Origin of the sequence: Amycolatopsis thailandensis, from assembly GCF_042723255.1 — a bacterium.
GTDB lineage: Bacteria > Actinomycetota > Actinomycetes > Mycobacteriales > Pseudonocardiaceae > Amycolatopsis > Amycolatopsis thailandensis.
In genome coordinates, this window is sequence record NZ_JBHXJK010000086.1 from 24770 (window position 1) to 37934 (window position 13165).

General features: G+C 70.6%; 14 protein-coding genes. 7 read left to right on the forward strand and 7 right to left on the reverse strand.

Going from position 1 to position 13165, the window contains the following annotated elements:
- Positions 1-15 precede the first annotated feature (15 nt).
- Positions 16-441, reverse strand: coding sequence for a MarR family winged helix-turn-helix transcriptional regulator (locus tag ACFWMR_RS28775; protein ID WP_378380627.1), 426 nt, complete (start codon positions 439-441; stop codon positions 16-18).
- Positions 442-528: 87 nt separating this feature from the next.
- Between ACFWMR_RS28775 and ACFWMR_RS28780 the strand changes: the two genes are divergently transcribed.
- Positions 529-1605 carry an NAD(P)/FAD-dependent oxidoreductase gene (locus tag ACFWMR_RS28780; RefSeq protein ID WP_378380628.1) on the forward strand — a complete coding sequence of 359 codons (1077 nt, stop codon included), beginning with the start codon at positions 529-531 and terminating at the stop codon, positions 1603-1605.
- 241 nt (positions 1606-1846) lie between these two features.
- Here the strand turns inward: ACFWMR_RS28780 and ACFWMR_RS28785 are convergent, their stop codons facing one another.
- From ACFWMR_RS28785 to ACFWMR_RS28795, 3 genes are read right to left on the reverse strand one after another with little or no spacing between them, the layout of a single operon-like run.
- Positions 1847-2797 (reverse strand): LLM class F420-dependent oxidoreductase, encoded by a 951-nt coding sequence (locus tag ACFWMR_RS28785; protein WP_378380629.1) that lies wholly within the window; start codon positions 2795-2797, stop codon positions 1847-1849.
- A complete protein-coding gene (locus ACFWMR_RS28790; protein WP_378380630.1) occupies positions 2794-4902 on the reverse strand; it encodes a S9 family peptidase in 2109 nt (702 codons plus the stop codon). The genes ACFWMR_RS28785 and ACFWMR_RS28790 overlap by 4 nt, the downstream gene beginning before the upstream one ends.
- A gap of 20 nt (positions 4903-4922) precedes the next feature.
- Positions 4923-5777 (reverse strand): PPK2 family polyphosphate kinase, encoded by an 855-nt coding sequence (locus tag ACFWMR_RS28795; RefSeq protein ID WP_378380631.1) that lies wholly within the window; start codon positions 5775-5777, stop codon positions 4923-4925.
- A gap of 156 nt (positions 5778-5933) precedes the next feature.
- On the opposite strand from ACFWMR_RS28795, the gene rocD reads away from it, so the two are divergent.
- Positions 5934-7136: an ornithine--oxo-acid transaminase gene (rocD, locus tag ACFWMR_RS28800; protein WP_378380632.1), complete on the forward strand. Its 1203-nt coding sequence runs from the start codon at positions 5934-5936 to the stop codon at positions 7134-7136.
- A 31-nt stretch (positions 7137-7167) separates the two neighbouring features.
- The gene (locus ACFWMR_RS28805; protein ID WP_093935984.1) at positions 7168-8529 is read left to right on the forward strand and encodes a DUF2252 domain-containing protein; all 1362 of its coding nucleotides are present in this window, start codon (positions 7168-7170) and stop codon (positions 8527-8529) included.
- A 36-nt stretch (positions 8530-8565) separates the two neighbouring features.
- Here the strand turns inward: ACFWMR_RS28805 and ACFWMR_RS28810 are convergent, their stop codons facing one another.
- Complete coding sequence (locus tag ACFWMR_RS28810; RefSeq protein WP_378380633.1) at positions 8566-9441, reverse strand: FAD-dependent oxidoreductase; 876 nt, start codon at positions 9439-9441, stop codon at positions 8566-8568.
- Between the two features lie 65 nt (positions 9442-9506).
- On the opposite strand from ACFWMR_RS28810, the gene ACFWMR_RS28815 reads away from it, so the two are divergent.
- On the forward strand, positions 9507-10115 hold the full coding sequence (locus ACFWMR_RS28815) for a phosphatase PAP2 family protein (protein WP_378380634.1): 609 nt from the start codon (positions 9507-9509) through the stop codon (positions 10113-10115).
- Here ACFWMR_RS28815 and zapE read toward each other — a convergent pair.
- Positions 10069-11103, reverse strand: coding sequence for a cell division protein ZapE (gene zapE, locus ACFWMR_RS28820; RefSeq protein WP_378380635.1), 1035 nt, complete (start codon positions 11101-11103; stop codon positions 10069-10071). The genes ACFWMR_RS28815 and zapE overlap by 47 nt on opposite strands.
- A gap of 98 nt (positions 11104-11201) precedes the next feature.
- Here zapE and ACFWMR_RS28825 point away from each other — a divergent pair, with 98 nt between their 5' ends.
- Genes ACFWMR_RS28825 through ACFWMR_RS28835 form a run of 3 tightly spaced genes read left to right on the forward strand, consistent with a single transcriptional unit; the run spans position 11202 to position 12927 of the window.
- Positions 11202-11948 carry a pyrimidine reductase family protein gene (locus ACFWMR_RS28825; RefSeq protein WP_378380636.1) on the forward strand — a complete coding sequence of 249 codons (747 nt, stop codon included), beginning with the start codon at positions 11202-11204 and terminating at the stop codon, positions 11946-11948.
- Positions 11945-12502, forward strand: a complete 558-nt coding sequence (locus ACFWMR_RS28830) for an RNA polymerase sigma factor (protein ID WP_378380637.1) — start codon at positions 11945-11947, stop codon at positions 12500-12502. The genes ACFWMR_RS28825 and ACFWMR_RS28830 overlap by 4 nt, the downstream gene beginning before the upstream one ends.
- On the forward strand, positions 12502-12927 hold the full coding sequence (locus ACFWMR_RS28835; RefSeq protein WP_093935978.1) for a hypothetical protein: 426 nt from the start codon (positions 12502-12504) through the stop codon (positions 12925-12927). The genes ACFWMR_RS28830 and ACFWMR_RS28835 overlap by 1 nt, the downstream gene beginning before the upstream one ends.
- A gap of 23 nt (positions 12928-12950) precedes the next feature.
- Here ACFWMR_RS28835 and ACFWMR_RS28840 read toward each other — a convergent pair.
- Positions 12951-13165 (reverse strand): hypothetical protein (locus tag ACFWMR_RS28840; protein WP_378380638.1); only part of this gene is annotated, 215 nt, incomplete at its 5' end.

Genomic DNA, 13165 nt, shown 5'->3' on the forward strand with positions numbered 1-13165 from the left:
CCGGTCTTCGGGCGGTCAGTCTTCGGGCGCCATCCGCCACGCGGCCGCCGCGATCGCCTCACGCTGCTCGACCGGGAGACCGGCCGCCATCTCCTCCAGCTTGTCGACGACGCCTTCGTGAGCGGCGTTCGCGAGCCGGAGCCCCTCTTCGGTCAGCGTGATCTTGAGCGCGCGGCGGTCACACGAATCCGCGACCCGCTCGACGAGCGCGCGCCGCTGCACCCGGTCCACCAGGCCGGTGACACTGGATTTCTCCAGGTTCAGCAGCTTGCCTAGCTCGGTCATCCCGACGCCGGTCTCCCCCTGTGCCAGCACGCAGAGCAGCTGCGCCTGCTGCGGTGTGAGGTCGTGGGACCGGCCGACGTCGATGAAAGCCCGCTGCACCAGATGCGAGAGCCGCACCAGCGCCGTCGCGAATCCGAGGTCTTCGGCCGTGGTCATGTCCGCAGTCTACTTGACGATGGTTCGGAGTACGAACTACTGTAGTTCGCAGTACCAACTTTACGCACTACGAACTAGGGGGCGCTCATGAGCACGACCGTTGCCGTCATCGGCGGGGGATACGGCGGGACCACCGTCGCGAAGGAACTGGACTCGATCGCCGACGTCGTCCTCGTCGAACCGCGCGAGGACTTCGTCCACCACGTCGCCGCGTTGCGCGGACTCGTCGATCCCGAGTGGACGGACCGGCTCTTCTACCCGTACTCCGGACTTCTCGAACGCGGGCGGGTGCTCCGCGACCGCGCGGTGAGCGTGGACCAGGACGGTGTCACGCTCGCGTCGGGCGGGCGGCTCACACCGGATTACGTCGTCCTGGCGACCGGTTCGGCTTACCCGTTCCCGGCGAAGATCGACTTCCGGGACAGCGCTTCGGCGAAGGCGAAGATCCGCGCCACGCGGGAGGAACTCGCGGGCGCGGAGAGGGTGCTGCTGCTCGGCGCGGGCCCGGTGGGCCTCGAACTGGCGGGCGAGATCAAGGCGGCGTGGCCGGAGAAGGCCGTGACGATCGTCGACCCGGCGAAGGAGATCCTGCCCGGCTTCCCGGCGGATTTCCGCGCGGAGATCCGCCGCCAGCTCGACGAACTGGGCGTCGAACTCCTGCTCGGCACGGCACTGACCGAGGCGCCGATCTCGGAACCGGGGCAGGCGAAGACGTTCACCTCTTCGTTGAGCTCGGGCGGCGAGGTGACCGCCGACCTGTGGTTCCAGTGCTACGGCGGCGCGCCGCACACCGCGTACCTCGACGGCTCCCTCGCCTCCGCGCGACAGCCGAGCGGGCAGGTTTCCGTGGAGGCCGACCTGCGACTCCCGGGGCAGCCTCGAGTGTTCGCGATCGGCGACATCACCGCGCTGCCGGAAGGGAAGCTGGCGAAGGTGGCCGGTGATCACGCGGAGGTCGTCGTCGCCAACATCCGGGCGCTGATCGAGGGCGGCGAACTGCGGACCCACACGCCGGGCGGACCGATGATCTCGTTGCCGCTCGGACCTTCCGGGGGCGCGACCTACGCCGAGGAGGTCGGCATCCTGGACGCGGCGACGACGTCGGAGATCAAGGGTTCGCACATGATGGTTTCCCGGTACGAGGAGCTTTTCGGACTTGCGTAGGGCTCGTGGGGTGAAGGGGACTTTCCCCGCATCGCACGCGGGGAAGGCTCCCTTCGCGCCACACCCCGCTGGGGTCCCGGCCGCGCTACGTCAATGTCTCAAAGGGACCCTTCGAGACACGACCCCCGAGTCACCCGACCCCGGGTCGCCCCTCAACAACCGTCCTAGCCGGTCATGAGGGGTCCCCTTAGGACGAAAAGTGTCTTAAGGGGACCCCTCATGACACACCAGGGGCGAGCGGCTACCGCGGAGCCAGACCTCGCACGTGCGCGAAAGGATCCTCACCCGTCGGCAACAGCGCGATGATCGGCGTCGTCAGCCCGTTGTCCACATAGGACTGCACCTGCTCGCGGCAGGAATCGAGGCTGCCGTGGACGATCAGGTCGTCGACGACCTCGTCCGGGATGACCTGGTTCGCCTTCTGCCGGTCACCCGCGGCCCACGCCTCGTGCATCGGCGCCAAAGCCTCGCCACGCCCGAGCCACTCGTGGAACGCCGCGTACACCGGCACGGTCAGGTAGCTGGAGATGAGCATCCGGCCGAGTCCGCGCGCGGCGGCCTTGTCCTCGGTGGGGCAGACGAAGATCCGCGCGGCGAGTTCGACGTCCGGTCCGATCTCGGCCCGCACCTTCGGCACGTCCGAGGCCGCGAGCCAGTTGGTGATGGCGCCGTCGGCCTCCTTCGCGGCCAGCCGCAGCATCCCCGGCCGCAGCGCGGCGAGCATGATCGACGGCGGCGGGTCGGCGGGCCGTTCCAGCCGGAACTTGCTGACGGAGAAGGACTCGTAGGTTTCCGAGACCTTCTCCCCCGCCAGCGCCGACCGCAGGAACCGCAGTGTGTCCCGGGAACGCGCGAACGGGGCCTCGAACTCGGCGGCGTTCCAGTTCTTCACGATCACCGGCGACGACGCGCCGATGCCGAGCACGAACCGGCCGGGCGCCAGTTCCGCGACGGTCGCCGCGCTCATCGCCAGCAGACCGGGACCGCGGGTGTACACCGGCACGATCGCGGTGCCCAGCCGCAGCTGCGGCGCCCACTGCGACGCGAGCACCAGCGGGGTGAAGGCGTCGTTGCCCGCGGTCTCGGCCGACCACGCGTCGGTGTAGCCGAGGTCCGGCAGCTCCCGCACCATCTCCTCGTGCGCCGCGAGCGGCACCCCGGTCAGCGGAATGGTGATGCCCCACCGTTTCATGCGTTCTCCTCGCTCTTGGCCGCGTCACCGGACAGCTCGCGCACGATCCAGTCCACCTGCGTGCGCATCAGGTTCTCCGCGACCTCTTCGGCCTGCGGCGTCATATGCGTCGCGCCGGCCAGCGGCAGGAACACGTGCGGACGCCCCTTGGCCAGCAGTGCCGACGAAAGGCGCAACGAGTGGGCGACGAAAACGTTGTCGTCGGCCAGTCCGTGGACGATCAGCAGCGCCCGGCTGAGCTCACCGGCGCCGGCGATCAGCGAGTTGTGCTCGTAGGCGGCCGTGTCCTTCTGCGGAAGACCGAGATAGCGCTCGGTGTAGTGCGTGTCGTACAGGGACCAATCGGTCACCGGGGCGCCCGCGACACCGGCGTGGAAGACGTCGGGGCGGCGCAGCACGGCCAGCGCGGACAGGTAGCCGCCATAGGACCAGCCGCGGATCGCGACCCGCTCCAGGTCCAGTTCCGGACGCAGCGCGGCCGCCGCGTGCAGGGCGTCGACCTGGTCGGCGAGGGTGACGTCGGCGAGTTTGCCCGCGATCTCCTTCTCCCAGCCCGAACCTCGCCCGGGCGTCCCGCGCCCGTCGGCGACCAGCACCGCGAAGCCCTGGTCCGCCAGCCACTGCGGGGTCAGGAAGGCGTTGCGGGTCTGGAGGACACGCTGGGCGTGCGGGCCGCCGTACGGGTCCAGCAGCACCGGGAGCTTGCCCTCGCTCTCCTCGTACCCGGTCGGCAGCACCAGCGCGGCGCGCAGGCCGCGCTCCCCCAGCGTCAGCCAGGTCAGATTCGGGACGACGTCGGGATCGACGGTGTGCGAACCGATGCGCGCCACCGTCTTCTCGCCGGAGACGACGGTCACCACCGGACCGCTGCGCTCCAGGCTCCAGGACGAAAGCACGGTCAGCGAAGCGTTCCCGGAGCCGACGTGCACACCGTCCTCAGTGGACAGACGGCGGAGCTCGCCGCCTTCGGTGCGGAAGACGTGGATCTGCGTCGGGTCGGCTTCCGACGCGCTGAACAGCACCTCCTCGCCGACGTGCAGGATCGACCGCACCTGCACCCCCGGCGGCGTGACCGCGACCCCGTCGACGACCAGCCGGTGGTCGCCGTCGGCGGCGCTCTCGCGCACCAGCCGGCCGTCGGCGGTCCACGCCGGGACGCCCGCGGCGAGTTCGACCCAGTGCTCGTCGGTCTCGGTGTGCAGGACCTCGACGGAACCGTCCGCGGGGTCGACCGCCTGGATCTGGAGCGTGCGCTGGTCCCGCGACTGCACGGACAGCAGCGGCTTGCCCGCCGCCGACCAGTGCACCGCGGCCAGGTACTCCCAATCGGTCTTCGCGACGTCGACGCGCGAGCCGTCGAGACCGAGGATCGCCAGCGTCACGTCCGCGTTCGTCGTCCCCGCCGCCGGGTACGCGACGACGTTGGCCGCCGACTGCGGGTTGGCCGGATCGGCGATCGTCCAGCGCGGCACGTCAGCCCTGTCGGACCGCTCGACCAGCAGGCTCTTCCCGTCCGGGGCCCACCAGTACCCGCGGGTGCGGCCCATCTCCTCGGCCGCGATGAACTCCGCGAGCCCCCAGGCTATGTCTTCGCCGTCTTCCTCGACGAGCACGCGGTCCGCGCCGGTGGCCCGGTCGATCACCCGCAGGCGCCGGTCGCGGACGTAGGCGACGTGGGCGCCGTCCGGGCTGGGCCGGGGATCGACGACCGAGCCGTCGACCAGCACGGACACCTCGCCGGTCGCCAGGTCGAGGGTGTGGAGCTTGCCCGAGAGCGAGAACGCTGCGACGGTGAAGGCGTCGTCGACCGCGTAGCCGACAACGCCGCCGCCGGTCTCCCGGCTGCGCTCGCGGCGGGCGCGCTCCTCGGGCGGCAGGTCCTCTTCACCCGGCAGCAGTTCGGCCGCGTCGACCAGCTTCGTCTCCTCGCCCGACGCGACGTCGAACGACCACAGGCTGTGCCGCGGGTCGGTACCGGACTCGGACCGCAGGAACAGGACGCGCGAGCCGTCCGGGGCGACTTTGAACTCTTTCGGCGCGCCGAGCGTGAAGCGCTGAGTACGGGCCTGACGACGGAGGAACGGGAGATCTTCGAAGCTGGTCACGTCCGAACTCTCTCAGACGATCAACCGGGAACGCCAACGCCTTCCAGCTTCGTCAGTTCCGTCTCGGGATCGAAGTCGGCGGGCGGGAACTTCGGGTCCATCTCCTCGATCGCCTCGATCAGCAGCCGGGCGACCAGGTAGTTCCGGTACCACTTGTGGTCGGCCGGGACCGCGTACCAGGGCGCTGTCTCCGTCGACGTCTTGGCGAAGATGTCCGCGTAGGCCTTCTGGTAGTCGTTCCACTGGGCGCGCGCGTCGAGGTCGGCGGGGTTGTACTTCCACCACTTCGCCGGGGTCTCCAGCCTCGCCTTGAGCCGCTTCAGCTGCTCCTCCGGCGAGATGTCGAGGAAGACCTTCACGATCGTCGTGCCAGCCTCGGTCAGTTCCCGCTCGAACGCGTTGATCTCGGCGTAGCGCTTGCGCCATTCCGCGGCGGGCACCAGCTTCTGCACACGCGGGACCAGGATGTCCTCGTAATGGGAGCGGTCGAAGACGCCGACCTGCCCCGGCACGGGGAGCTGCTTGCGGATCCGCCACAGGTAGTGGTGGCGCGCTTCGGCGGCGGTCGGCTTCTTGAACCCCGCGTACCGCACGCCCATCGGGTTGACCAGGCCGAGGACGTGTCCCACCGTGCCGCCCTTGCCGGAGGTGTCCATCCCCTGCAAAACCAGCAGGAGGCTGCGGTTCCCTCCGCCGACGCCCTCGGCGTAGAGGGCCTCCTGGAGCTTCGCGAGCTTGGCCCCGGCCTCGGCGAGGGATTCGAGCGCCTTGGGCTTCTTCTTCGGTCCGATCGGGAACGTGCCCGGGTCGTGCCGCTCGGTCCCCTTGCCGATCCTCAGCGTGTCCCGGACGGAGACGGTGTCCTTTTTCGCCATCCGGCGACGATAACCGCGGCCGGTGTCCGGCGCCTGCGGTGATCAAGTACTCCCCCGCATGATTTCGCCACTCGATGGAGTCGATACGCAACGAACAACGGGTCAAAGCAACGTTTCCCGGATGAAGTCCACCACTGTGGCATCTAACCTGAACGCATGACGACCGCCGACTTCATCGCGCTCGACGAGCAGTGGAGCACGCACAACTACCACCCCCTGCCCGTGGTGATCGCCACCGCCGAAGGCGCTTCGGTCACCGACGTGGAGGGCAAGACCTACCTCGACTTCCTCTCCGGCTACTCCGCGCTGAACTTCGGGCACCGACACCCCGGGCTGATCGCCGCCGCGGTCGAGCAGTTCGGCCGGGTGACGCTGACCTCGCGCGCCTTCCACCACGACCAGCTCGGACTGTTCTGCCGCGAGCTCGCCGAGCTGACCGGTACCGAGATGACCCTGCCGATGAACTCCGGTGCGGAGGCCGTCGAGTCCGCGGTGAAGATCGCCCGCAAGTGGGCGTACCAGGTCAAGGGCGTCCCCGACGGCACCGCCGAGATCGTCGTCGCGGGTTCGAACTTCCACGGCCGCACGACCACCATCGTGTCCTTCTCCACCGACGAGACCGCACGCGCCGACTTCGGGCCGTTCACGCCGGGCTTCGTCACGGTCAAGTACGGCGACGCCGAAGCGCTGCGCGACGCCATCACCGAGCGCACCGCCGCGATCCTGCTGGAGCCGGTGCAGGGCGAGGCGGGCGTCATCGTGCCGCCCGCCGGTTACTTCGCCGAAGCGCGACGGCTGTGCGACGAGCACAACGTCCTGCTGATCGCCGACGAGATCCAGTCCGGCCTCGCCCGCACCGGCACCGTCCTCGCGCTCGACCACGAAGGCGTGCGCGCCGACGTCTACACCCTGGGCAAGGCGCTCGGCGGCGGGATCATGCCGGTCTCGGCGGTGGTCGGCGGCAAGGACGTGCTCGGCGTGCTGCGGCCGGGCGAGCACGGCTCCACCTTCGGCGGGAACCCGGTCGCCTGCGCGATCGGGCGGGCCGTGGTCGGGCTGCTCAAGACCGGCGAATTCCAGGAGCGCTCGCGGGAGCTGGGCGCCCACCTGCACTCCCGGCTCGGCGAACTGGTCGGGAACGGGCTGGCCGAGGTCCGCGGGCGCGGGCTCTGGGCCGGGATCGACATCGCGCCCGGCGGGCCGACCGGCCGCGAAGCGTCCACCGCGCTGGCCGAACGCGGCGTGCTGTGCAAGGAGACGCACGATCACACGCTGCGGATCGCGCCGCCGCTGGTGATCACCCGCGAGGAACTCGACCTGGGTATCGACGCGATCACGGAGGTCGTCAAGACCCGGTGAACCTTTCGGGCGGCCGGTACGTTGGCTGTCCATGGGAGACGCGCGGGAGTGGGTGGAGCGGCCGCTGGTCGGCACCGAGACGGTGACGCCGGAGGACTGGTTCGCGAAGGGCAAGGCACTGCGGGACAAGGCGCCGTCGTCCGCGCACGATCACGCGGCGGCGGGCGACGGGCGTCCCGGGGTGGCCGAGTTCTTCGCGCGGACCAACGAAGGCCGCCTGCCGGAACTGGTGGAACTGCGGCGTGAGCGCATGCTCGCGTCGCCGTTCACCTTCTACCGCGGTGCCGCCGGGCTGATGGCCGCCGATCTGGCGGGCTCCCCGGTGTCCGGGCTGACGGCGCAGCTGTGCGGGGACGCGCACGCCGCGAACTTCGGGCTGTACGGCACCCCCGAAGGCCAGATCGTCATGGACATCAACGACTTCGACGAATCCGTGCCGGGCCCGTGGGAATGGGACCTCAAACGGCTCGCCGCGAGTCTCGTGCTGGCCGGGCGTGAGGGCGGCATCGGCGAGTCGGGGTGCCGGGAGGCCGCCGAAGACGCGGTGAAGTCCTACCGGCGCACCATCCGGGGCCTGGCGGAACTGCCGTTCCTGCGGTCGTGGAACGCGCTGCCGGACGCGTCGGTGCTGAGCAAGGTCCGCGCGCACGACCTGATCGACGACTTCGAGGAAGCGGCCGAGAAGGCGCGGAAGAACACCAGCGCCAAGGTCACCGCGAAGTGGACCCGGCGGATCGACGACCACGAGACCGGCCTCGAACGGCACCGGTTCGTCGAGGACCCGCCGGTGCTCACCCACGTCGACGACGCCACGGCGGAAGCGGTCGTCACCGGACTGGTGTCCTATGTGGATACGCTGCGCGAGTCACGGCGGACGCTGATCTCGCGCTACCGGGTGTCCGATGTGGCCTTCCGCGTCGTTGGCACGGGCAGTGTCGGCCTGCGGAGCTATGTCGCACTGCTGCACGGAAACAGCGGCGAGGACCTTGTCCTGCAGGTGAAGCAGGCCAATCCGTCGGCGCTCGCGCCGTTCCTCGGACTGGCCGCGCCGGAGCACGAAGGCCGCCGGATCGTCGAAGGCGCACGGCTCGTGCAGGCCGAGACGGACATCCTGCTCGGCTGGACGACCATCGACGGCGTGCCGTACATCGTGCGGCAGTTCCGGAACCTCAAGGGCGACATCGATCCGGCGGAGCTGAAGAAGGACCACCTCGACGACTACGGCCGCCTGGCGGGCGCGCTGCTGGCGCGGGCGCACGCGCGGTCACTGCATCCGCGGATGCTCGCGGGGTACTTCGAGGACGACGAAGACCTCGACGAGGCCATCGGGGCGTACGCGGTGCGGTACGCGGACCAGACCGAAGCGGACCACGAGGCCTTCGCGGCCCTCTGACCTCTGCGCATTTCGTCCTCTGAATGCGCCGGGTGCTCACACCAGGGCCAGGACGTCGTCCGCGCAGCCCCAGGCCAGCGTGATCCCCGCTCCCCCGTGCCCGTAGCAGTGCACGACGTCGCCGTCCCGCTCCAGCCGCACCTGCGGGCGGAACGGCCGCAGGCCCACCTTCGCGCCCAGCACCGGAGCGTCGGCCAGCGCGGGCACGAGTTCCCGGCAGCGCCGCACGATGTCCGCGGTCACCCCGGGATCCGGCTCGACGGAGTCGCGGCCCGGCTCCTGCGTGCCGCCGCAGACGACGTGCCGCCCGTGCGGGATCACGTGGCGCAGCACCGGCGTCGACCCGTCGACGATCCATTCGGTCAGTCCCGGGTCGGCGAGGTGGACGACCTGGCCGCCGACCGGCACGACGGTGCCGTCGCCCGCCAGCCGTCCGCCGCCGAGCCCGGCCGCGTTCACCACGAGGTCCGCGTCGAGGTCTTCCAGCCGCGAGACGGTGCGGTACTCGGTGCGCACGCCCAGCCCGGCGACCCGGTCGGCGAGCCACGCGAGGTACACCGGGGTGTCGATCACCGTGGTCGTGAAGGTGAGCCGCCCGGGTTCGTGGTCGAGGTCGGGCATCGAGAACGCCCAGGACGGCAGGGGCGCCTCGCGGGGGATGAAGAACGTTCCCCGCCGCAGGCGGACGCCGGGCGCGCCGAGCGAGCGGTAGTCCTCCACACTCGCCGCGGTCCAGCGATCGACCTGGTCGGAGTGCACCGACAGCGGCGGGAAGAGCACGCCGCCGGCGACGGCCGACGTCGTCTCGCCGGGCCGGTCGGCGGTGACCACCGTGACGTCGTGCCCGGCTCCGGCCAGCCGGTGCGCGCAGCTCAGCCCGATCACTCCGCCGCCGACCACCGTGATCCGCATCGAAAGCCCCCTTCCACAAGCCGTCCCTGCATGGTGACTGATCGGCCTTCACGTAATCTCGCCGGATGAGCGGAAGGGCGCCGTACGGGCTCGTCGCGGTGACATGTGCGATGATCATGGTCGTACTCGGGACGCTGGTCCCGGGCGAAGGCCCGGCAGGCCCCGACCAGCTCGCCGCCAAGTGGGTGGAGCGCGCCTTCGGCGGTGACCCCGGCCTTCTCCGGCTGCTCGTGCTGCCGACCGAGGCCTACGTCCTCATCCCCGTCGCGGCCGTCGCCGCCGCCCTCTGCCTGATCGGACGGCGCAGACTCGAAGCGGCACTGACCGTCGTGGGCCCGCTCGTCGCGATCCTCGGGAACACCTGGGTGCTCAAACCGCTCTTCGGCCGCTGGAAGACCACCTATCTCGCCTATCCCAGCGGGCACACCGTCGCGCTGGTCGCGGTGCTGACCGTGCTCGTCCTGCTCGCCCGCCCCGGGGTCGCGACGGCCGTCATCTCGGTCGTGGGCGCGGTGGTGCTCGCCGGGGTCACGATCGGCATGATCGGCCTCGGCTACCACTACCTGACCGATGTCGTGGGCGGCACGCTGTTCGCGGTCGCGACCGTCTGCGCGGCCTGGTCCTCGCTCAGCTGGGCTGAACGGCGTCGCGAGCCAGTGCCGTCAGACGGCTGACGGCGCGCAGGTACTTCTTGCGGTAGCCGCCGTTCACCATCTCCTCGGTGAACAGCAGCGGCACCGGCTCGCCGGAGACCACCAGCGGGATCGCGCGGTCGTAGAGCCGGTCGGCGAAGGCGACCATCCGCAGCCCGACGTTCTGGTCGGGAACCGGGTGGATGTCGCGAAGGTGCACCCGGGTCACGCCGTCGAGAAGCCTGCCGTAGCGCGAAGGATGCAGCCCGCCGAGGTGCTCGCACAACGCGTCGAAATCGTCCACAGTGGACTCGGGATGCGCGGCGGCGGAGGCTTCCAGCTCCTGGGGGCTCGCGGGCGGCGGCGCGTCCGGCAGGCCGCGGTGACGGTAGTCCGGGCCGTCGACCCGGCAGACGCCGAACTTGGCGGACAGGGACTGGATCTCGCGCAGGAAGTCCGCGGCGGCGAACCGGCCCTCGCCGAGTTTGTCCGGCAGCGTGTTGGAGGTGGCCGCCACGAAGACCCCGTTCGAGATCAGCTCCTGGAGCAGCCGGGTGACGAGCATGGTGTCGCCGGGGTCGTCGAGTTCGAACTCGTCGATCGCCAGGAAGCGGTGTTCGGAAAGCCGCCGCACCGCCTCCGCGAACCCCAGCGCGCCGACGAGGTGGGTCAGCTCCACGAACGTCCCGTACGCCTTGGGCGACGGCGTTTCGTGCCACGTCGAGGCGAGCAGGTGCGTCTTGCCGACGCCGAAGCCACCGTCGAGGTAGAGGCCCCTCGGCCCGTCCGGCTCCTCGTCCCCGCCGCCGAACAGCGCGCGCAGCTTCGACTTCGGCTTCCGGTTCGCGGCTTCCGACACGCGCTTCGCGAACGCGCCGCAGTCGACGACGGCCTCGGCCTGGCTCGGTTCGTCCGGGTTGGGCACGTAGGTGGAGAACCGGACGGCGTCGAACCGGGGCGGCGGGACGAGCGCGGTGATCAGCTCGTCGGCGGACAGCTCCGGACGGCGATCGATCAGGCGGGCGGGCATTCGCCGAGAGTAACGGCACCGGCGGCGGCCGTTCACTCTCCCTGACCGGGCGTATCCCCCGCTCAGCGGTGCCGCCGGGCCCGTGCTGGGATGTTCGTGTGCAGCTTTTGTGGCCAACGACACCGGCGGGTCCCGTCTCGGATGCCGACCTCGAACGGCTCTACGGGTACCCCGAGGATTTGAGCCGTCCCTGGGTCCAGGTCAACTTCGTCAGCTCGGCCGACGGCGCCGTGGCGGTCGACCAGCTGTCCGAGGGACTCTCGCATCCCGCGGACAAGCGGATCTTCCTGACGGGACGGCTGCTTTCCGACGTGATCCTGGTCGGCGCCGGCACCGCGCGCGCCGAGGGCTACCGCGGCGCGCGGATCAATCCCGAACGCGCCGCCCGCCGGGTTTCGCTCGGGCTGTCGGAAGTCCCGCCGATCGCGGTGGTGACCCGTTCCGGTGATCTCGACCCCGCGGGCCCGTTGTTCACCGACACCAAGGTCCCGCCGATCGTCATCACCACCGAGAAGGCGCCCCGGGCCGCGCTGGAGCGCGCGGGGGCCGAAGTGCTCGTCGCCGGGACAGACGACGTCGACCTCCACCGCGCGCTCGCGCTGCTGGCCGAACGAGGGCTGCGCCGTGTCGACTGCGAGGGCGGGCCGGCGCTGTTCGCCGACCTGATCGCGGCCGACCTGGTCGACCAGCTGTGCCTGACCGTCGCCCCGCTGCTGGCGGGCGCGGGCGAACGCCGGATCGCCGACGGACGCCCGTCCCCGCGACCGCGGGGGATGGACCTCGCGTCCGTGCTGTTCGAAGACGGCTTCACCATGCTGCGCTACCGCCGCCGGGAGGGCGGGTGAGCGACCCCGCGCCGGTTCCGGACGAGGAACTGGCGGCCCGGGCCGCCGCCGGGGACCACGGTGCCTTCGACACCTTGGTGCGGCGGCACACGGCCAGGATGTACCGCGTGGCGCTGCGGATCACCGGCAGCGCGTCCGAAGCGGAGGACGTCGTCCAGGAAGCCTGGCTTTCCGCGTGGCGCGCGCTGCCCGGGTTCCGGTACGAGTCCGCGGTGTCCACCTGGCTCTATCGGGTGACGACGAACGGCGCGCTAGGACAGGTCCGGCGCCGGAAACCGACCGTGCCGCTCGACGAGGGCGACGCGGGTGTCGTGCCTGGTCCGGAGGGGCATGTGGTGAGCGCCGAGCAGGTCGACGCGGTGCTGCGCGCGATCGCCGAACTCGACGTCGGCCAGCGGATCCCGCTGATTCTGCGAGAATTCGAAGGGTTGACCTACGACGAGGTGGCCGAGGTGATGGAAGTGAGCGTGCCCGCGCTGCGCGCTCGACTGCACCGCGCGCGGGTGGCGCTGCTGGCGAAACTCGGCGACAACTTCCGACCCCGGGAACGGTGATGAGCGAGGATCCGCGCGACGACCCGCGGTGGGAGCAGGTGCGCGCCGCCGCGAGCCGTCCGGTGCCGACGCCGCCAGGACTCGTCGAGCGGGTGCTCCGGTCGGTCGGCGGCGTCCGCGGCAAGCACACCACCCCTCCGCTCGACCTGCCCTCGGCGGGCGGGAAGACGCAGGTGTCGGAACGGGCGCTGGTGCTGATGACCAGGAAGCTGGCCGCCGGGATCGGCCGCGACCTCGGCGGGGTCCACGTCTCGGCCGTCGCGCTCGAGGACGACGTGCTCCAGGTGCTGGTGACGGTCCGGTTCGGCGTCGAAGCGGCGGTCGCGGAACTGCTGCGGTACCGGGTGAGCGCGGCGCTGACCGGACAGCTCGGAACGACCCCGCCCGCGATCAACGTCCACGTCGTCGACGTGCACCCCGACTGACCCCCTCACGCCCGGTCTCCCTCTCATGTCAAGTCCGTGAAGGCCGCCTTGAGGGACTCTGGGTCCCTCAAGGAGGCCTTCACGGACTTGGTGATCGCCGCGTTCGCAACAGGAGCATCAGCAGTTACGGCTGTCACATCGGCCACGCGTGAAGGCCCCTTCACGCGGCTGAACCGAGGTAACTCGACCTTCACACCTTGCTGTGGGTCCGTGAAGGCCTCCTTACCTACTCTGAAGG